Annotated in this window: 20 protein-coding genes; 8 read left to right on the forward strand and 12 right to left on the reverse strand. The window is 31.1% G+C overall.

Annotated features, from left to right (window positions below):
- Positions 1 to 111 precede the first annotated feature (111 nt).
- The 4 genes from RHP49_14100 to RHP49_14115 all read left to right on the forward strand — a co-directional run bounded on the left by RHP49_14100 (position 112) and on the right by RHP49_14115 (position 3,708).
- Entirely contained in the window at positions 112 to 690 is a 579-nt protein-coding gene (locus RHP49_14100; GenBank protein ID WNH12020.1) for a YceI family protein, read from the forward strand.
- A gap of 119 nt (positions 691 to 809) precedes the next feature.
- Positions 810 to 1,418: a DEAD/DEAH box helicase gene (locus tag RHP49_14105; protein ID WNH12021.1), complete on the forward strand. Its 609-nt coding sequence runs from the start codon at positions 810 to 812 to the stop codon at positions 1,416 to 1,418.
- 290 nt (positions 1,419 to 1,708) lie between these two features.
- Entirely contained in the window at positions 1,709 to 2,065 is a 357-nt protein-coding gene (locus RHP49_14110) for an acyloxyacyl hydrolase (GenBank protein ID WNH14433.1), read from the forward strand.
- Positions 2,066 to 2,139: 74 nt separating this feature from the next.
- Positions 2,140 to 3,708 (forward strand): hypothetical protein, encoded by a 1,569-nt coding sequence (locus RHP49_14115; protein ID WNH12022.1) that lies wholly within the window; start codon positions 2,140 to 2,142, stop codon positions 3,706 to 3,708.
- Between the two features lie 574 nt (positions 3,709 to 4,282).
- On the opposite strand, the gene RHP49_14120 is transcribed toward RHP49_14115, so the two are convergent.
- Both RHP49_14120 and RHP49_14125 read right to left on the reverse strand, forming a co-directional pair.
- Entirely contained in the window at positions 4,283 to 4,837 is a 555-nt protein-coding gene (locus tag RHP49_14120) for an NUDIX domain-containing protein (GenBank protein ID WNH12023.1), read from the reverse strand.
- Positions 4,838 to 4,890: 53 nt separating this feature from the next.
- Positions 4,891 to 5,979: a M42 family metallopeptidase gene (locus RHP49_14125; GenBank protein WNH12024.1), complete on the reverse strand. Its 1,089-nt coding sequence runs from the start codon at positions 5,977 to 5,979 to the stop codon at positions 4,891 to 4,893.
- A 103-nt stretch (positions 5,980 to 6,082) separates the two neighbouring features.
- On the opposite strand from RHP49_14125, the gene RHP49_14130 reads away from it, so the two are divergent.
- From RHP49_14130 to RHP49_14140, 3 genes are read left to right on the forward strand one after another with little or no spacing between them, the layout of a single operon-like run.
- On the forward strand, positions 6,083 to 6,760 hold the full coding sequence (locus tag RHP49_14130; protein WNH12025.1) for a DUF4294 domain-containing protein: 678 nt from the start codon (positions 6,083 to 6,085) through the stop codon (positions 6,758 to 6,760).
- A gap of 3 nt (positions 6,761 to 6,763) precedes the next feature.
- Positions 6,764 to 7,390 (forward strand): hemolysin III family protein, encoded by a 627-nt coding sequence (locus tag RHP49_14135; GenBank protein WNH12026.1) that lies wholly within the window; start codon positions 6,764 to 6,766, stop codon positions 7,388 to 7,390.
- Positions 7,391 to 7,410: 20 nt separating this feature from the next.
- A complete protein-coding gene (locus RHP49_14140; protein ID WNH12027.1) occupies positions 7,411 to 7,902 on the forward strand; it encodes a GNAT family N-acetyltransferase in 492 nt (163 codons plus the stop codon).
- 58 nt (positions 7,903 to 7,960) lie between these two features.
- On the opposite strand, the gene RHP49_14145 is transcribed toward RHP49_14140, so the two are convergent.
- The 3 genes from RHP49_14145 to RHP49_14155 all read right to left on the reverse strand — a co-directional run bounded on the left by RHP49_14145 (position 7,961) and on the right by RHP49_14155 (position 9,990).
- Entirely contained in the window at positions 7,961 to 8,389 is a 429-nt protein-coding gene (locus tag RHP49_14145) for a DUF4268 domain-containing protein (GenBank protein WNH14434.1), read from the reverse strand.
- 144 nt (positions 8,390 to 8,533) lie between these two features.
- The gene (locus RHP49_14150) at positions 8,534 to 9,208 is read right to left on the reverse strand and encodes a ZIP family metal transporter (protein WNH12028.1); all 675 of its coding nucleotides are present in this window, start codon (positions 9,206 to 9,208) and stop codon (positions 8,534 to 8,536) included.
- A gap of 50 nt (positions 9,209 to 9,258) precedes the next feature.
- The gene (locus RHP49_14155; GenBank protein WNH12029.1) at positions 9,259 to 9,990 is read right to left on the reverse strand and encodes a class I SAM-dependent methyltransferase; all 732 of its coding nucleotides are present in this window, start codon (positions 9,988 to 9,990) and stop codon (positions 9,259 to 9,261) included.
- Between the two features lie 176 nt (positions 9,991 to 10,166).
- Between RHP49_14155 and RHP49_14160 the strand changes: the two genes are divergently transcribed.
- A complete protein-coding gene (locus tag RHP49_14160) occupies positions 10,167 to 11,330 on the forward strand; it encodes a THUMP domain-containing protein (protein ID WNH12030.1) in 1,164 nt (387 codons plus the stop codon).
- 216 nt (positions 11,331 to 11,546) lie between these two features.
- Here RHP49_14160 and RHP49_14165 read toward each other — a convergent pair whose 3' ends face one another.
- The 7 genes from RHP49_14165 to rlmD all read right to left on the reverse strand — a co-directional run bounded on the left by RHP49_14165 (position 11,547) and on the right by rlmD (position 18,789).
- The gene (locus tag RHP49_14165; protein ID WNH12031.1) at positions 11,547 to 12,059 is read right to left on the reverse strand and encodes a 3'-5' exonuclease; all 513 of its coding nucleotides are present in this window, start codon (positions 12,057 to 12,059) and stop codon (positions 11,547 to 11,549) included.
- A gap of 185 nt (positions 12,060 to 12,244) precedes the next feature.
- On the reverse strand, positions 12,245 to 14,089 hold the full coding sequence (locus tag RHP49_14170) for a hypothetical protein (GenBank protein ID WNH12032.1): 1,845 nt from the start codon (positions 14,087 to 14,089) through the stop codon (positions 12,245 to 12,247).
- A gap of 231 nt (positions 14,090 to 14,320) precedes the next feature.
- The gene (locus RHP49_14175; protein ID WNH12033.1) at positions 14,321 to 15,631 is read right to left on the reverse strand and encodes a type II toxin-antitoxin system HipA family toxin; all 1,311 of its coding nucleotides are present in this window, start codon (positions 15,629 to 15,631) and stop codon (positions 14,321 to 14,323) included.
- Positions 15,625 to 15,969 carry a helix-turn-helix transcriptional regulator gene (locus tag RHP49_14180; GenBank protein WNH12034.1) on the reverse strand — a complete coding sequence of 115 codons (345 nt, stop codon included), beginning with the start codon at positions 15,967 to 15,969 and terminating at the stop codon, positions 15,625 to 15,627. The genes RHP49_14175 and RHP49_14180 overlap by 7 nt, the downstream gene beginning before the upstream one ends.
- 168 nt (positions 15,970 to 16,137) lie before the next feature.
- The gene (locus RHP49_14185) at positions 16,138 to 16,869 is read right to left on the reverse strand and encodes a DUF6048 family protein (protein ID WNH12035.1); all 732 of its coding nucleotides are present in this window, start codon (positions 16,867 to 16,869) and stop codon (positions 16,138 to 16,140) included.
- On the reverse strand, positions 16,835 to 17,368 hold the full coding sequence (locus tag RHP49_14190; protein WNH12036.1) for a DUF6452 family protein: 534 nt from the start codon (positions 17,366 to 17,368) through the stop codon (positions 16,835 to 16,837). Before RHP49_14190 ends, RHP49_14185 begins: the two co-directional genes overlap by 35 nt.
- An 8-nt stretch (positions 17,369 to 17,376) precedes the next feature.
- Positions 17,377 to 18,789 carry a 23S rRNA (uracil(1939)-C(5))-methyltransferase RlmD gene (gene rlmD / locus RHP49_14195; protein WNH12037.1) on the reverse strand — a complete coding sequence of 471 codons (1,413 nt, stop codon included), beginning with the start codon at positions 18,787 to 18,789 and terminating at the stop codon, positions 17,377 to 17,379.
- Positions 18,790 to 18,983: the final 194 nt, after the last annotated feature.

Here is an 18,983-nt window from a genome sequence, read left to right on the forward strand (position 1 = left end):
TAAATGTTAAACTAAATTAACATTATTTTATAACCTACCTTATTTTTTGCTCATAAGATGTTTCATACCTTTGGAGTATAAAAATTAATTAAATTTAAAAGTTACATTAAAATGAAAAATACAGTTAAAAAATTAGTATTCGTTGCATTCGTTGCATTAGTATCAGCTTCTTTTACAAATATTGAAAAAGAAACAAAGGAAATTAAAAAGGATGAAAGTAAAGTGGTTTGGAAAGGTTATAAAGTAACAGGATCTCATGAAGGGACTATTGCGATTCAATCTGGTAATTTAGTTTTTGAAGAAGATAAATTAGTTGGCGGTGAATTTGTTATTGATATGACTACTATAAACTCTACAGATTTACAAGGCGAATATAAAGGGAAATTAGATGGTCATTTAAAATCTGATGACTTTTTTGGAGTAACAAATCATCCAACAGCATCTTTAGTATTTAAAGAGGTAACAGCTTCAGGAAAAAATGCATATACTGTTTCAGGTGATTTAACAATTAAGGGGAAAACAAACCCAATAACTTTTGTGATTTCTATTTACGGAAATAAAGCAACTACTTCTTTAAAAGTAGATAGAACTAAATACGGAATTGAATATAAGTCTGGTAGTTTCTTTGATGACTTAAAAGATAAAGCTATTTACGATGAATTTGATTTAGTAGCAGATTTGGAATTCTAAATTATAGAGTGACTAATATTAAAAAGCGTTCAGAAATGAACGCTTTTTTTGTTTTTAACATTCCAACTATGGATTTTGAAAACCTTATATTTGATGCCAATTGAAAAAAAACACGATCTATGCCATTCAAAAAGTTAATTGAGCCACTTAAAGATATTATTAAGAGCAAGGGGTTTGATGCTCCTTTACCATTACAAAAACAAATTCTTTCAAAAATAAAAGGAGGTGCAAGTTTGTTTATAATTGCTCCAAAGGATTCTGGAAAAACGTCTAGTTTGGTTATAAGTGTTATTCAAAAATTAAAGCATGCTTTTGAAGATGCACCACGTGCATTGATTTTTGTAAAAGATAAACAAGCGGCATTAGATTTAGAGTTAGAGTTTAATGCATTTAAAAGAGGCACCAATTTACGCGTGTATTGCGCTTACGATGAAAAAAGTATAGACGACCAAAAGGACGAAATTTATTTTGGAACCGATATTGTTATTGCAACACCAAAGCGGTTAAATAAAATATTTTTTTTAAATGGGATTAATCTCAATAAGTTGCAAATGTGTATTGTTGAAGATGCCGAGTTTCTATTTAGAAACAATAATTTTGGTGAAGTAACTAGAACTCCAGAAAGTATTAGTAAATGTCAATATTTAGTGTTTTCAGATAAATTTGATGCTCGTTTTGAACGTTGGCAAGATTCGTTTATGTATCATGCTGAAATTGTAAAAGGTTAGGTGTTATAAATGAAAAAAGTGTTTAATCTACAATGTATAATTGTATTATTTTTATTAACAAATAATGTAATAATTGCCCAAATTAAAAAAGAAAATTTAAAAATAGGAATTTCTTATGGTTTGGGGGGCAAAGTAGATTTCCTTTTAATTCAAAAGACTATAGTCATGATGTTACTTTTTATAAAGCGATAATTAATTATAAGATATTAGAAAAAAAACATTGGAACTATGAACTAAGTATAGAACCAGGTTATAATATAGTTGAGCATCAATTACTAAATAAATATTTTATAAAGCCTACTGATGGTGATGATTATTTAGAAAAACAAGCATTGTACACTCAAAAAAGAACTATTAAAGAGTATGGGTTAAACTTAGGGTTTATAGCTAGGTATCATATTTTTAAAACATTTAGTGGGTATGCTATTGGAAGTATAGGTCCTATGATATCTAATAAATCTACCGAAAGACTAGCAAAGGGATATGCCTTTTCAGATATATTTGGATTAGGTTTAAGTTATAATATGGGTAAGGTGCAATTTGATTTTAGATATTCGGTTAGACATACATCAAATCTACAATTCAAAAAACCAAATAATGGGCATAATACAACGAATATTGAATTTTTAGTTTTATACAAGTTGTAATGTTTTGTATGTTATTTTAACTTAGTTTTACCTGTTTTTGTATATTTATTAAAATAATAGTATAGTACTCAGTAATGACTAAAGATGTTTATTCTTTTAAAATATTATTTTCATACCTCTTTGTTATCATTTTGCATTTGTCTGGTTTCAGTCAGGTAAATGAAAATTATCACCGTTTTGTTGATTCAGCAGATGTTTATATTGATATAAGTTCTAAAAAAGCACTGGCTTTTTTAGATTCTATCCCAGAACCTTTAACAAAAAATATTAAAGGAAGTTTAGCCGATTATTATTCAATAAAGGCTCTTATTAATGACGATTTTAAGGAATATTCAGAGTTAAATCAAAACTTTATTTTGGCACTTAAATATGCTGAAAAAGAAAATAATTGTAGAGTAGCTGGAGAAGCTTGTTTAGAGTTGTTTTGTAACATGTATTTTGTTAATAAGGATTCTACAGCTTATCAATATTTAGAACGCGCAAAGAAACATTATGAATCTTGTGATTATGAGTATGGTCTAATAGAAGTAGAGCAAACGTATGCTTATGTTGAGTTTATGGATGCAAATTATGAGGCTTGTAATACGTTGATATTAGAAAATATAGATAGATATAAAAAAATAGACGATAAGTATTTTTATTTGTTTGCTACCTACATGTTAACTTCTAATTTTTTAAATCTTAATGATTATAAAAATGCGAATAAGTATTTTAATGATTTTAAAGCTTTAAAGAATGATGAGTCTTTTACACAGTATAATTACTTGTCTTTTGAAGTCGCTTTAAATTTATGCAAGGCAGATGTTTATTTTAAAGACAAACAAATAGACTCTACATTTTTTTATTTAAACAAATCGTCGAAGTTATTTGATTACATGGGAGGTAAAAAAATCGGGAACTACTATAAGATGTTTTCGGATGCTTATAAGTTTTCAGGAGATATGAATGCTTCTAAGGCTTATATCGATTCATTATCAATGTATGAGAAAAAAATATATAAAAATACCCTTAAAGCTAGTCTAGTTATTAATGATACGCTTTCAAAAGTTGAGTTAGAGTTAAAAAAAGCAAGCGAAAAAAAGTTCCTTAATGGTGTATTAGTTGTTGTATTGATATTTATATTAATTTTTATCGGATTTTTATACCTTTTGTTTTACAGAAAAAATAAATTCAAATTAAGTGGTTATTCAAATCAAGAAAGTGATCTTTCGTATTTAAAGTCTAATAACGAAAAGCTAACTGTTAAAGTTCAAGGATTGGAAGAGTATATCGTAAATTTAAAAAAAGAAGTTAAAACAATTGCTGCTATTAATGATCCTTTAAGTTTACGACAAAGTATTAAAGATTTTTACAAAAAATTACACCTTAATTCTTCAACACTTTTAGATAAAACAGAAAGCCATTTAGAGCTAGTTAACGATTTGAATGTAGGTTTTTTTAAAAAAATTCATGAGTTATATCCGCAATTAAATAATTCAGAAGTCATTATTTGTTATTATTTATTCATTGGTTTTAAAAATAAAGAAATAGCTGTTTTTTTAAACACTACTGTAAGAGCTATTGAGAGTAAACGCTATCGTATTACTAAAAAAATCAATCTTGATAATACAACTTTATCCGAACATCTTGAAACTACATTTTAATTTGTTTTTAATTTTTTTGTCCTAAGATTTTTTTTACTTTTTTTAAGTAAAAAGGCTTTAATCGCTTTGTTTTAAAGGTTTGCGTAATAAATGCGTAGTCTTGAATAATGCTTTAATCAAAGTGATTTATCAAATTTGCAGAGCTATTAATCAGTAACTATAATCTCACATGACTACCTGTTTATTTTACTTTCAAAGGGTTGGGAAAAGTTACAGTCTAGTTTTGTAATATGAAAGTAAAATGCAATTAGGGTTGTTTGTTTTAAAAAACTATTTTAATAAGGTTAATTTTAAAGTATCGTTTTTTATAAAGGTTATAAGTTAGAAAGGGAGCTAGTTAATAGGCTCCCTTTTTTTAATGAATAATATTAAAATTCGAATTATTTTCGATATCGCTTAATAGATGTTCTTAAGAAAACAAGACCAATAAATAAAGATACCAATACGCCAGCCCAAAAACCAAGTATAAAATCTATAAATAAGTAAATGTTTGGATTATTTTACATAATTAGCTTTGTAATAGTTAAACAAAATAATTACAGCTATGAGTTGTAATAACTCGATATAAATACATTTAGCTTAAAGTTTTTTTTATTTCTTGTAAAACAAATTCGTAATATAATTTGTTTGAAGGAACAAAATGATTCTTATTATTTTTTATAGTATCAATAAGCCTTTTAAACTCATTTAATGTTACCAATTTCAATGCTTCAACTTCTTCCTCTTGTGGTGTTAATTGAGAAATAGGAAACTTTAATTCTGTTAAAAAAGTATGATGAAATTCGTTATCTTTAATGTCGGTTCCATAAGATTTAAAACATTCAAACACCCCTATTTTTTTTAAATCGGTTTCAGAAATGGGTATACCTATTTCTTCTTCAGTTTCTCTAATCGCAGCTTGTTTTATAGTTTCTCCAGCATCAATATGTCCAGCAACCGAGACATCCCACATTAATGGACAAATTGTTTTTTTAGCAGATCGTTGCGATAATAATATAAAGCCATCTGCAGTATAAAACCAAATATGAGCGGTATTATGATAATATCCTTTTTGGTGTATAATGGATTTAAGTTCAGATTTACCAGTGGGCTTACCTTCTTTAGTTACAATATCTATGTATTCGTCCATAAAATAATTACTTTAAAAAAAGATTCCCGCAAAAGCGGGAATCGTAAAAATTATTATTTAAAATAACTAAAAGATTCATCATCCTTTATGTTAAGTAGTGTTTCGTATATTAGTTTTATAACGTTTTCAACATCATCTTTATGTACCATTTCAACGGTAGTATGCATATAGCGAAGCGGTAAAGATATTAAAGCAGAGGCAACACCGCCGTTACTGTAAGCAAAAGCATCGGTATCTGTTCCAGTAGCGCGTGATAGAGCAGAACGTTGAAAAGGAATCTTCTTAGCTTCTGCAGTCTCCGTAATTAAATCGCGTAACTTTTGTTGTACTGCTGGCGCATAAGCAACAACAGGACCTTTTCCAATTTCTAAATCACCTTGTGTTTTCTTTTCAATCATTGGTGTGCTAGTGTCGTGCGTTACATCGGTTACAATAGCCACATTAGGTTTAATGGTTTGTGTAATCATTTCGGCACCTCGTAATCCTATTTCTTCTTGTACAGCATTAGTAATGTATAAGCCAAAAGGAAGTTCTTTTTTATTTTCTTTAAGTAAACGAGCTACTTCGGCAATCATAAAACCTCCCATACGATTGTCTAAAGCACGGCATACAAATTTGTCGCCATTTAGAATATGAAATTCATCTGGATAAGTAATAACACAACCAACATGAACCCCCATTTTTTCAACCTCGTCTTTGTCTTTTGCTCCAACATCAATAGTTATATTGTCTGGTTTAGGTGCTTGCTCATTTTCTTTACTTCTTGTATGTATAGCAGGCCATCCAAAAACACCTTTAACATAACCTTTTTTTGTGTGAATATTTACAATTTTACTTGGTGCTATTTGGTGGTCGCTACCACCATTTCTTATCACGTAAATAAGTCCGTTATCACTTATGTAATTAACATACCACGAAATTTCATCAGCATGTCCTTCAATAACCACTTTGTATTTTGCTTTAGGGTTTATAACGCCAACAGCAGTACCATAAGTATCTGTAATAAATTCATCTACATAAGGTTTAAGGTAGTCCATCCATAGTTTTTGTCCTTCCCATTCGTAACCCGTAGGTGCAGCGTTGTTTAAATATTTTTCAAGAAAGTCCATCGACTTTTTATTCAGAATGCTCTTCTTTGCCATGTATAAAAGTTTTGCACTAAAATAATAATATAAATACAAAAAAAATGTTTTAAACAATGGAAATTAGTAATTTTGAATTATTAGAGTCCCATTATTTTTATCGATGCCATATTTTAAATATATATTCCTGTTTTTTCCTGTTTTGCTTTTTGCACAAGTATCAGATATTGTGCAAGATTCAACAGAGGTTAAATATCTTATTATAGCAGGTGATTCGGTTCCAAGAACGTCTATAGATTTAGACGAGGTTATGCTTTTGCATAAGTTAAAGTTTGATAGTAAAAAAGATCGTATTCGCTATTTAATTTTACGTAGAAAAACGATAAAAGTATATCCATATGCTAAAATGGCTGCAGATAGATTAGATTCGTTAAATACACGTTTGGAAACAATGACAAAAGCTCGTGATAAAAGACGTTATACCAAGATGATTCAAAAGTATATTGAAGGGGAGTTTTCTGATGAATTAAAAAAGATGACACGTACAGAAGGTCAAATTCTTGTGAAGTTAATACACAGACAAACCGGACGCACTACTTTTAATTTAGTAAAAGAGTTACGCAATGGCTGGCGTGCCTTTTGGTATAATACAACAGCGAGTATGTTTGATATTTCTTTAAAAAAGGAATTCGACCCTGTTAATGAAAAAGAAGATTATTTAATTGAAGATGTTTTGCAACGTAATTTTCAAAGCGGACGGTTAGTACGTCAAAAGTCTGCTGTTCCATTTGATTTTTACGATTTAACCAATAAATGGTTACAGCATTCTAAAGCCCCATAACGTATGCGTATTCAAACAGCGTCAGAAGAAAAGTTAAATGCTTTAACGCATGCTATCGGTGCTTTGTTTTGTATTGCAGCCCTTGTGTTACTTATCATTTTTAATAGCTATAAAACCAATTGGAGTTTGTTTAGCGTTATTGTTTATGGGATATCTATTATTGTCTTATTTTCAGCTTCTACTTTATATCATTCTGTAAAAAACAAACAGAAGAAACATTACTTCAGAATTGTAGATCATATTAGCATATACTTGCTTATTGCTGGTACGTATACGCCTGTTTTATTAATTACACTTAGTGAAAGTAGTGGTTGGACACTCTTTTGGGTCGTTTGGGGAATCGCTGTTTTTGGTGTGGTTTTAAAACTGTTTTATACTGGGCGCTTTGAACTTTTTTCAACATTACTATATTTAGTAATGGGATGGCTTATTGTATTCGATTTTTCTAAATTATCAGAAATTATAGGAAGCCATGGTATTTTGTTTCTTTTTGCTGGTGGATTAGCATATACTGTAGGTATTATTTTTTATGCCATTCAAAAAATCCCGTATAATCATGTTATTTGGCATTTGTTTGTTTTAGCAGGTGCTGTATTTCATTTTTTTATGATATTTTTCTATGTAATTTAATAGTGTTTAAAATGATTAAAATGATTAAAATTAAGCCAGCAACCACAAAAGCCGATTATATATGTATTTCAAAGTTAGCACATACTATTTGGCATGAGCACTATATAAAAATAATTAGTTTAGAGCAGATAGAGTATATGCTTGAAAAGTATAATTCTGTAAAAAGTATTGAAGAACGTGTTAAAGCTGGTGTAAAGTTTTATTGGCTGACTTATAATGACGAACCTGTAGGTTATACTGCCATTGAAAACAAATCGGATTATTTATACATTAGTAAATTATATATTTTAAAAGGATATAGAGGAAAAAAGATAGCGAAAACAGTCATGTTATATATAGAATCTATGGCTAAGGCTCAAAAGATATCCATTATAAAACTTAATGTAAATAAGTATAATGCCAATTCTATGCTTGCTTATGAAAAAATGGGATTTGTAAAAACAGCATCTACAGTTGAAGATATTGGTAATGGTTTTGTTATGGATGATTATGAGATGGAGAAACAAATATAGTTTACAGTCTCAGTAATTCAAAAATCACCAATTGTAATTCGTTAATCAAAAATCAATTTCACCCCTCAATAACCTCTTTGTATTCCTCAAAAAAAGCTTCAAATAAGCCCATGTTTTTATTAAAGAACTCCATAACATCACGCCAAGTGTTTTTGTTGTGAATAGATACTTTTTGTTCTAAAGGCAAGTAAATACGAGATATTTCTTTTTCATTGTCTAAAAAATAGGTTTCTTCAAAAATAGCATCAGGCATATAGTCATCAAGTAAAATAGATTTTAAAGCCTCTAGTTTTTCCCAGTATTTAATACGGTTTTCTAAATCGTCTTCAAGATCTAAAGCTATTAAAGCACTTTTTGTATCAAAATGAAATTTAAAACTTAAACCTTTAAGTTTGGTGTTGTATAAAATCCATTTCCGTGGAAATGATTTCCCAAAACTTGTCCAAAATTCTTGTTTTAATTTGCGTGATTCTTCTTTACTAAACATCAAAAAGTTGTCTTTTAAATTCCCTTGAACAAGGGAATCTCATCAATTTTATTATTTCAATTTTTGTCATTCCTACGCAGGCAGGAATCTGTTTTTCTTTAATTCTGTTTAAATTTATGAGATTCCTGCCTTCGCAGGAATTAATTATATCATATAAGCAATACCAACACCTAAAATAATAGCAATAAATTTCGATAAATTAAACTTATGTCCTTCGCCACTTTCAAATAAAATGGTAGTAGAAATATGAAAAAAGATGCCAATGACTATAGCATTAATAATATGCACATAATTATCTGGTATCCCCGATGTATTAGAAATTAATGTTCCCAATGGTGTCATAGCAGCAAAAACTACTAAAAAGGCTGTAACTTGTAATTTGCTAAAATTCGACTGAAATAAAAACATACTTACTAAAGTAGCAATAGGCACTTTATGTACCAATACACCATAAACCATATCATTATGTTCATGTATTGGAAAGCCTTCTAAAAAACTATGAATACACAAACTAATAAACAATAGCCACGGAAAAGCCGTTTCGTTTTTGTGTATGTGTACATGGCCATGTTCGGCGCCTTTAGAGAATAACTCTAAAACTATTTGCAACATAATACCGCACATAATAAAAAGTCCGGTAAGTTTGGTGTCTAAGTGTTCGTAAACTTCGGGTAGTAATTCAAAAAGGGTTAAAGCCAGTAAAAAAGCACCACTAAAAGAGAGTAATAGCTTAGTATTCCAAGATTTTTTGTTATTAGTTACCGTTGCAATAACAACTCCTAAAATAACCGCTAGAATAGGGAAAATAAATTTATTCATTTAAAAAAATAAAGCCCACAAGTGTGAGTATAATTTATTGTAAATTATTACTATTTAAAAATCATGACTAATCTGTCGGATGTTTTGGTGTTAAACTTACGTAATTTATAATCGCCAAAAACATCCAATAAAAACACACCAGCTTTTTCAAAAAGCGCTTCAAAATCGGCTAAAGTAAAGGCTCTTACACGTTCCTGAAAATTATATAAAATCCCATCAACCGTAAAATTAATATCTTTTACAATATAACCGTTTTCTACATAACGCTTTAAATGAAATTCAATTCCATCAACCGTTTTAATCTCTTCAGGCACTAAGTTATCAATAACAAATTCGCTATTCATAAAATCAATCACCCCAAAACCAAATTCGTTAAGGTCTTCTTTTATAGCTTTAATCGTGCTTAGGTTGTCTTCATCTTTTTCAAAATACCCAAAACTAGTAAACAAATTAAAAACGGCATCAAACTTTTTGTGGTACGGATTACACATATTATGCACATCAAAATGCAACGAATGGTTTTCAAACTGCTTCGCGTAATCAATACTGTTTTCACTTAAGTCTACACCCGTAACATGGTAGCCTATTTTGTTTAAATATAAAGCATGTCGCCCTTTGCCACAAGCCAAATCTAAAATAGTACCACCTTCCGGAATATTTAAATAATCGGTAAGTGTGTCCATAAAAGCATGTGCTTCCGTATCGTCTCTATCTTTGTATAAAGTATGGTAAAATGGCGTATCAAACCACGAGGTAAACCATTTTTTAGTGTCTTTGGTCATAGTTGTTTTTTTGGGTTACCTTATGTTGTTTTTACAACATAAGGTCAGGCTTTCCGCTATATCTTTTTCTCGTACCTCAAAAAAGGATGCCGCATCAATCCTTAACCCGAATTATCAATAAACTTTAACGTTTGCCGCAAAATTACGTTATTTTTGCAAGGTATTTGATAAGAAAAATGGAAGAAAATTTTACAATGGTAGCCAAAACCCTTTTTGGCTTTGAAGAATTATTAGAAAAAGAACTCACCCAACTAGGGGCGCAACACATTAAAAAAGGTACGCGTAACGTCTCTTTTACAGGCGATAAAGGGTTTATGTATAAAGCTAATTTAGCGCTGCGTACCGCTGTTAAAATATTAAAACCGATACATAGCTTTACTGTAAATAGTGAAAAAGATTTGTATGATAAAATTTATGCTATGGATTGGTCACTGTATTTAAAAGAAACAGGAACCTTGGCTGTAGATGCGACTATTCATTCCGATTTGTTTTCACATTCGCTTTACATAGCACAAAAAACAAAAGATGCTATTGTAGATAAATTTAGAGATACCACGGGCGAACGCCCCAATGTCGATTTAAAATTTCCAGACCTTAAAATAAATGTGCATATCGATAGACGTCAATGTACTATTTCGCTAGATTCTTCTGGCGATTCCTTACACAAACGTGGTTATAAAACAGCTACTAATATTGCACCTATAAACGAAGTTTTGGCTGCAGGACTTATTATGTTATCGGGATGGGATGGACAAACCGATTTTATGGATCCCATGTGTGGTTCGGGAACCATGCTTATTGAAGCTGCCATGATAGCCTGTAATATACCCCCAAACCTCATGCGTAAAGAATTTGCTTTCGAACGTTGGAGCGATTGGGATGTCGATTTATTCGAGAAAATAGAAGAATCATTATTGGGGAAAACCCGCGATTTTCATCATAAAATTATTGGTTACGATAAAGCACCAAGTGCGGTGACCAAAGCTAAAGAAAATGTGAAAAATGCCCAATTAGAAGATTTTATAGAAGTAAAACACGAAGATTTCTTTAAAACTCAAAAAGGAGGCGACGAGAAACTACACATGGTGTTTAACCCACCATACGGTGAGCGTTTAAATATCGATATGGAAGAATTCTATAAAAGTATTGGCGATACCCTAAAACAGAATTACCCAGGTACCGATGCATGGTTTATTACATCTAATTTAGATGCTTTAAAACATGTAGGGTTACGACCTTCTAGAAAAATACATTTATTTAATGCAAAACTTGAATCGCGTTTAGTTAAATATGTTATGTATGAAGGGAGTAAGAAAGGCAAGTATATGGATAGAGACTAGATTTTTAAGAATCTTGATAGCTAAGGGGAAGTTATCTTAATAAAGTTAGCTACTAAGTTTAAAATAATCGATTTGTCATTTCGACGCAAGGAGAAATCACAGTCTCTGTGTTAAACATTTTTATGCGATTTCTCCTCGCGTCGAAATGACTAAGGAACGCAAAACAAGTCTAGTGTTAACTTTGACTATCAGTAAGTAATAATGTTTTTTATACCTCTAAAACAAAGGTAAACGCTCAAACTGAGCAATTAAAAACAACTTGCCACAGGCACGTGCATCAGACAACGCATCATGATGTTTCAAAGCAATATTGTGCACTTTACAGCACGCATCTAATTTTGCAGGTTTATAGCCTTTTTTGCGGTAAATTTTAAGTGTACATTCCCAACGGTCTTTCATAATTAAATCGGATTGCGGAATGTTATAATCCTTCATCGTTTTTAGTAAAACAGTTCTGTCAAAAGACTCGTTGTGGGCCACGGTAACAATGCCAGAAATTCGTTTTTTAATTTCAGGATATACAGCATTAAATTTCGGCGCAAACCTAGTGTCATCTTCTGTAATACCATGCACTTGTTGGTTGTGCCAATTATAGTCGTTGTTTGGTGGTTGTATTAACGCATGAAACTCGTCTATAATAACACCATCTTTAAACGTTACAATACCAACAGAGCAAATGTGATGTCCTTTTGCGGTTTCAAAATCTATTGCAGCGAAAGTGGTTGCCATGGTTTGGTTTTGGAAGTAAAGTTACTGTTTTATGTTTGGAAATGGAATTGAAAATTCCTGAGGAGGCAGGAATCTCATAAATAATTGTAACTTAGCTCATGCTTTTTTCTAGTTTCTCTATGTGATTTCTCCTCGCGTCGAAATGACTTTGGTGATGCTTTTATATTTATGAGTTTAGTATGATATTATTTACTTATTGCTTTTAATATTCTTTCTTCGTTAATTACAATATCTCTAAATAGTACATGTGGGAATTCTGAATATTTTGATGTTTTAAAAGCCTCAAAGATATTCGATAGAGTAGAAGCTGTAATTAAAGACAAGTTCATTTCTGTATCCATTTCACAATCTGTCACAAAATCATCACTAAATTCTGGTGCTATAAGTAAAATTTTTACAATTCTTAAATCGTTTTTTAATGCTAAATTTTGATAGGACTTTAATTGTCTTGAAACAGAACTAAATTTATTATAACCTCTTTCTTTACTCGTTTTACATTCTACAATAATAATTTCTTGATTACCTAAATTCAAAAGAATATCCATCATATCCTTTTTGGTATTTAGTTGATTTTTAAAGGTGTCATCAACATTAAAACCAAGTCCATTAAAAATCACACAAGTAAGTTCCTCAAACTTTAATCCTAATTCGCTTTCTTTTATTATGATTCCGTTTTCTTTAAGTAGGTTTAGATTTCTATATGCTACGTTTTCATAGTTTTCTAAATATAAGTTTTCGACATCTTTATAGTGCTCGAGAATATTTAAAATATCATCTCCTCTTTGTTTTACCCCGTTATCTTTAATGAATTTTGTTCTGTCGACTTTTGTTATTAAGTCTAAAATATCTCTTGGTTTTATATTGTAATCCAGTAGAAAGTCTGCTTTTAAAACAAATTCGTCTTGAAGTTCAAACTGTTCTTTTATCTGTTTATTTAATTTAGGTAAAGATGTATTCAATTCTGATAGAAGTTTATCAAAACCATCAACAGAAATGCCAACTTTTTCATCACGTTCTATATTATCAAAATAAGTAATTAAACTACTGATTTTATCATCTAATGTGCTTCCTTTTAGATTTTTAATATTAAGTCCTTTTTCGCAAAGTTCATTTAAAGTTTTTTTCTTTTCAGTTAAGGTGCTTCCTGCTTTATAGATATCTGACAATAATAAATCGGTAAACGAAATGCCTTCTTTAATTATTTCCTCAATTTTTTGGGAATAAGTCAGTTTTCTGTCAATATTGTGGTCTTTTGAGATTTGATTTATAATTGGTTCTCTCAAAAGTTTTAAAGTTCTACGATAGAATTTTTCTGCAATTTCTTTTTTGCGAATTTTTCGTAAAAGCCTAACCATTTCATCTGCAACATAAATTGTGTTTTCCTTTGTAGAATAAAATATTACACCAATATTTTTAAGCCCTTTTATAACATCTTGAATATCTAATTTTTTGATTGGTAATATGGAATAATTAATTAGTTTAATTTCTTCTTGCGAAAGTCCAAGCTGCTTAGAAAGTGTAAGAATTATTGAAAGTTCGTCAGGTGAGATTTTAGCTTCGCGATTGTTTTCTTCATCGTTATAATATGCTGTATCCAAGCATGATTTATAAATTTTGTAATCTCTTTTTCTTGTTTCACTTAATTCTGATTTTTCGTTCTCAAAATCTGTATTTAAGGCTTTTATTTTGTTTTTTAGTTGTTTTATTTCGGTTTCGTACAATCTTGAAAACCAATCTTGTTTCATTATGCAATTTCCATCGCGAATTATAATGTCTATTAAAATATCAAGTTGTGAAGTGATTTCTTGAAACTCACACTTTGTGTGTTCTAGAAATTCGTTTGAAGTTAAAGCGAAAATTTTACTTATATTTTGATTGTCAACCGATTTTAGTCCTTTATCAGAAGAGCTCAATATTTTGTTGATTTCTTTGCTGTTTTTCGGGTTTTTTGAAATGATATTGTCAATGATTTTTATAAACGAGTTTTTTTCTAATGATCCAAGTTTGTCTAATATCTTTTCTAATTTCATAGTTTTTTCTTGTTATGTTATTCCCTTGTGTTTAACGCGGTAATATGATTTCGTTAGAATGTATAAATTAAACGATATGCTAAGGTAGTTTTTTCTTATAATATTATCAGTAAGTATGTACGCTTATTGTTAATAGCTTATTGTTAATATTTTTGTTGTAAATAAGGTTTTGAGACGGCACCATAAGATTGCTTCATCATTCATGCCTCATTTCTCGCATTGATATGTATTTTACAGCAACAGCAAATTATTTGCAATATTATCTCGTAATTCAGGTTTTGCATTAACGTCTTCCGCGTAAGCGTTCCAATTAGAGACGACTTGATTTATTTCAGTAATAATGTTGTCTGCTTTTTTAATATTCATGCTTTTGGCTACCGATAATAAATCGTGACGTGTAAAATCTTTTCGTTTACCATTGATGCTTAAAGCGTGCTGACTTACCCAAAAGCTATCTGGTCTGTATGCATAGCAAATATCGTAAGCGGGAGCAAGCTCCCAAGGTTGACCTTGTTTTAGTCTGAAAGCGAAATTTTTGGTGTGGTCGTCACAATTCTTTGCAATAACGTTAAAAGCCATTCTTCGAAACATTTGCTCGGCCTGCGGATAGGGGAGTTTTAATATTCTCATGGTTTGAAAGAGTTGCTCGTAACTAAAGCTTTGCATGTCGTTAAAATCGAAATGCTGGATGGCACAAAAAGTTTGTATGTGGTGTTTTGTATCGTTTGCTTCTCTGTCAAAACGTTTGGTCATAAAGTGTGCGCGACCTTTTTCTTCTAGTAAAATAGAGTCCATCATATCAATACCGCAGTCTTTTGCCATATTATAATACGCCATTTCTATTCTGCCGTAGCCTTTACTTTTTCCAAATTGTGCATCACTTACACCGTCTAATTTTATAAGCCAATGTTCAAAACCTTTAGGTGCGTTTGTTTGTCCAGATCGTACTTGTCCTGTTTTTTTATTATAAGCAATAATGGCTTTTGGTCGAGCACCACCTGCAGAGGTTCCTATTTTTAGAATATCTAACATGGCTTGCTGTTCGTCTTTATTTATATTGGTTTCAAATCCTTCACGTTTACTAAGCATGCGTTGCGCGATTTCAACCAAACTGTGTATTTCTACTTTAAAGGTTCGTTTATTGGGTTTTAACTGTGTGGGTTCAAATTCTAAAGCTCCCATGCCGCGGGTACCTATAAAGCATAGTTGTTCAATAGGGTTCATGCTGTTTTCTGGACGTCCTTGTTGTGCTAACCAGCTATTTATAAGTTGATTTCCATATTTATCTGGTAACACATCGGCTAATAATCCTGGTAAGCCTTTAAACGTATCATAACCACCATTCCTTAACATGCGTAATTCGGGAAATGAAAATATTTGTGTTCCAGAGTGAATGGGCATTTTAATAGGCGCTAAATCGATATTTGTTGCTTTAAATTTGGGTTCGTATTCAAAACTGGCAATACCTGTGGTTTCATCCCAGGAAACAGCACCAACTATTTGATTCCATATTTTAACAAAGGCAGTTTTAGTGTTTACCATTCTGGTTCGGTTTGATTGTTTTTGTCCTTACTTCTGGCACGTTGCCGTTTTTGTTTTTCGAGTTTAGCCAGCTCTAACGGACTTATTTGAGTTTCTATTTTGAAGGTATCGAAAACATGAAGTAAATCGAGTGCGCGAAGTATTTGTATCAGCGAAGTTAATGAGATAGCTTCTCCGTTTTCAATTTGACTAATAGTCCAGCGGTTAACGCCCGCATGTTCTGCTATTTGTGCCTGGGTTTTATTTTGATTTAAGCGCTGTTGCTTAATATAGTTTCCTATAGTCTCAATGATGGATTTATCACTCATTGAAACCCAATTAATGTTAGTATTTACCATAATTAACATGTTTAAATACTTTTAATGTTAGTATTTACTTATGCAATTTACTAAAAATATTTTGAATCGAAATATGAAAGAATTGTTATTGATGGTAAAAACCGTCAATAATGCTTAAAAAAGTGATTAGTGTTTGTTTTTACTAACTTTATTTAGATGATGAAAAGATTATTTATCTTTTTTGTAAAGCGGAATGCGATACGAAAGGGTATAGCTGTAACCAACGCCTATACCACTGCTGTCAAACGTTTTGTTAAATCCAGGAATATATACATTTTGAAAGTTTTCTGGTTCTGTTTCGCTAGCTAAAACTTTGAGTTGTACATTAAGTCCGAGATATAAATTATTGAATAATTCAGCTTTCATACCTAGTATAAGTTCTACCCAAACAGCTGTTAAATCGTTAAACTCAATTAAATCACTTGAAGTGAACTGAGGTTCCCAATATTGGTTGGTATTATAAATATTATAGCTGTTAAGGTCTTGACTAAAGGAGCTCGCTCCTGCTCGAAACCCAGTATATATCATATTATCCATGTCTAACCAGTTTACATACATATTATAGTCAATACCTGCTTTAATATAGCTTCCTTTAGTAGTAATATCTAGATAATCGGTTATGGTATTTTTTTCTTCGGTACCAATTTCACCAGCAATGTATAAACGCTTTTTTAATCTGTAATCTGCAGCAATCTCAAAACCAGTATAGTCATCATCTACAAAAGTGCGTACTAATTTGCTAATATCTGCTCCAACCCGAAGTCCGTATTTTTCTTTAATTATAATAGAATCCGTTTCTGTACTAGCTATACTATCATTTTGTGCGGTTGCAGAAGCGCAAAAAAGAAGTAGAAGTACAAGGCTACTAATAAAATATGATATAATGTGCTTCTTCTTCATCTTCTACAGATTGGTTATCGTTTGTGGGTTGACTTGATTCTATCCAGTTATCGGTATCTGGTTCAATATTAAATGTTACATTTTTAAAAACGGTTTTGTAACCACAAGCACGAGATACATATACGTCTTCTCTGGTATAATTTATAGTTATGATATCTTGATTGCCTTCAGCATAATCGTCGCTAGGATCATCTGGTGTGCCATTATTATTTACTTTATAGTTGTTATGAAGTATGTATTGCGTAGTATCTTCATTCGTATTTAGAGGCAATACAATATTATTTGTAGATGTATATATGCCTAAGGCTTCCTCGTTATTAACTCCAATTATGAGTAAGTTGGTCGCATTTTTTTTGTTTTCTATATTTTCAGCATTATAAATATTAACAATTAAATTAGGTGTTGTTGGTGTGTTTTCCGGACAAATATCATCACGTTCGCAACTTATATAGGCGATTGTTGTTATTATAATGATGACAAGTAGGCTTATTTTTTTCATTAAAATTTTTATCGTTTTTCCAAAAGTACAACATTTTCCACATGGAATGTTTGCGGAAACATATCGACAGCTTGGGTTTTTGCTACTTTATATTGCGTATCCATTAAAGCTAAATCTCTGGCTTGCGTTGCGCTGTTACAACTTACGTAAACCACTTTTTTAGGGGCTATATTTAATATTTGTTGCACCACATCTTTATGCATGCCATCACGTGGAGGGTCGGTAATAATAACATCGGGCTCTCCGTGTGTGTTTATAAAATCGGCATTAAATACATTTTTCATATCGCCAACAAAGAATTCAACGTTATTAATGTTGTTTAATTGTGCATTTTCTTTGGCAGCTATGATAGCATCTGGTACAGCTTCAACACCAATAACTTTACTAGCTTGTTTTGCAACAAATTGTGCAATGGTTCCAGTACCTGTATATAAATCGTAAACGAGTTCGTTTCCTGTTAAACCTGCAAAATCACGCGTTATTTTATATAACTCAAAAGCTTGATCGGAGTTTGTTTGATAAAATGATTTGGCATTAATTTTAAATTTTAAGCCTTCCATTTCTTCAAATATGTGGTCGTTTCCTTTATAGCAAATAACTTCTTGATCGTAAATGGTATCGTTTGCTTTTCCGTTAATGACATATTGTAACGATGTTATTACAGGAAAAGTTTCAGCAATAAAATCTAATAGCAATTCACGCTTGGTTTGATCCTCTTTAAAAAACTGAAGCATCACCATAATATCGCCTGTACTTGAGGTGCGAATCATCATGGTACGTAATAACCCAGTTTGATTTCGCGTATTGAAAAATTCTAATTCATTTTCAATAGCAAATTGTTTTACAGCATTTCTTATCGCGTTTGATGGATCTGCTTGTAAGTGGCATTTATTTAAGTCTAAAATTTTATCCCACATACCAGGAATATGAAAACCTAAAGCATTTCTATCTCCTAAATCGTCATCAGATTGAATTTCTTCTAAGGTTAACCAACGGCTATCGCTAAATGAAAATTCCATTTTATTTCTGTAGAAATATTGATTAGCAGAACCTAAAATAGGTGTTACTTCAGGAAGTTCTATGTGTCCAATGCGGGTTAAGTTATTAGTAACTTCTTTTTGTTTGTAAAATAGCTGATGTTCGTATGCCATATCTTGCCATTTGCAACCACCACAAACTCCAAAATGCTCGCAAGCAGGTTGCGTTCTTTTATCAGAAAGTGTATGAAAAACTGTTGCCTTTCCTTCGTAATAGGCTTTTCGCTTTTTAAAAGTCTGTACATCGACTATATCACCAGGTACAGCGTTTGGTAAAAAAATTACTTTTCCGTCTGGTGCTTTGGCTATGGTTTTTCCTTTAGCTCCTGCATCAATGACTTCTACGTTTTCAAAAACTTGTTTTCTTGCTTTTCTTCTAGACATGCTGCAAAAGTAATGAAAGGAATTACGATTATCGAATATGATTTATGAATTTTTGATTCAATTTTTTAAAAGCAATAGCTTGTTTAAATATTTTTTGAAGCAACTAATATTTGTTAACTTGCAAGCCCTAGGGATGATTTCTCTCCCACGCTGCTTTTTCGGATCTTCGGAAGAATAAAGGTACAGAAGGAATG

This window comes from Flavobacteriaceae bacterium HL-DH10, from assembly GCA_031826515.1.
GTDB lineage: Bacteria > Bacteroidota > Bacteroidia > Flavobacteriales > Flavobacteriaceae > Thalassobellus > Thalassobellus suaedae.

Coding starts and splice junctions, on each gene's coding strand:
- RHP49_14140 (WNH12027.1), top strand. CDS start 7,411: ATGATTAAAATTAAGCCAGCAACCACAAAAGCCGATTATATATGTATT.
- RHP49_14100 (WNH12020.1), top strand. CDS start 112: ATGAAAAATACAGTTAAAAAATTAGTATTCGTTGCATTCGTTGCATTA.
- RHP49_14130 (WNH12025.1), top strand. CDS start 6,083: ATGCCATATTTTAAATATATATTCCTGTTTTTTCCTGTTTTGCTTTTT.
- RHP49_14125 (WNH12024.1), bottom strand. CDS start 5,979: ATGGCAAAGAAGAGCATTCTGAATAAAAAGTCGATGGACTTTCTTGAA.
- RHP49_14175 (WNH12033.1), bottom strand. CDS start 15,631: ATGGTAAACACTAAAACTGCCTTTGTTAAAATATGGAATCAAATAGTT.
- RHP49_14145 (WNH14434.1), bottom strand. CDS start 8,389: ATGTTTAGTAAAGAAGAATCACGCAAATTAAAACAAGAATTTTGGACA.
- RHP49_14185 (WNH12035.1), bottom strand. CDS start 16,869: ATGAAGAAGAAGCACATTATATCATATTTTATTAGTAGCCTTGTACTT.
- RHP49_14190 (WNH12036.1), bottom strand. CDS start 17,368: ATGAAAAAAATAAGCCTACTTGTCATCATTATAATAACAACAATCGCC.
- RHP49_14165 (WNH12031.1), bottom strand. CDS start 12,059: ATGGCAACCACTTTCGCTGCAATAGATTTTGAAACCGCAAAAGGACAT.
- rlmD (WNH12037.1), bottom strand. CDS start 18,789: ATGTCTAGAAGAAAAGCAAGAAAACAAGTTTTTGAAAACGTAGAAGTC.
- RHP49_14105 (WNH12021.1), top strand. CDS start 810: ATGCCATTCAAAAAGTTAATTGAGCCACTTAAAGATATTATTAAGAGC.
- RHP49_14180 (WNH12034.1), bottom strand. CDS start 15,969: ATGGTAAATACTAACATTAATTGGGTTTCAATGAGTGATAAATCCATC.
- RHP49_14115 (WNH12022.1), top strand. CDS start 2,140: ATGACTAAAGATGTTTATTCTTTTAAAATATTATTTTCATACCTCTTT.
- RHP49_14155 (WNH12029.1), bottom strand. CDS start 9,990: ATGACCAAAGACACTAAAAAATGGTTTACCTCGTGGTTTGATACGCCA.
- RHP49_14160 (WNH12030.1), top strand. CDS start 10,167: ATGGAAGAAAATTTTACAATGGTAGCCAAAACCCTTTTTGGCTTTGAA.
- RHP49_14150 (WNH12028.1), bottom strand. CDS start 9,208: ATGAATAAATTTATTTTCCCTATTCTAGCGGTTATTTTAGGAGTTGTT.
- RHP49_14170 (WNH12032.1), bottom strand. CDS start 14,089: ATGAAATTAGAAAAGATATTAGACAAACTTGGATCATTAGAAAAAAAC.
- RHP49_14135 (WNH12026.1), top strand. CDS start 6,764: ATGCGTATTCAAACAGCGTCAGAAGAAAAGTTAAATGCTTTAACGCAT.
- RHP49_14120 (WNH12023.1), bottom strand. CDS start 4,837: ATGGACGAATACATAGATATTGTAACTAAAGAAGGTAAGCCCACTGGT.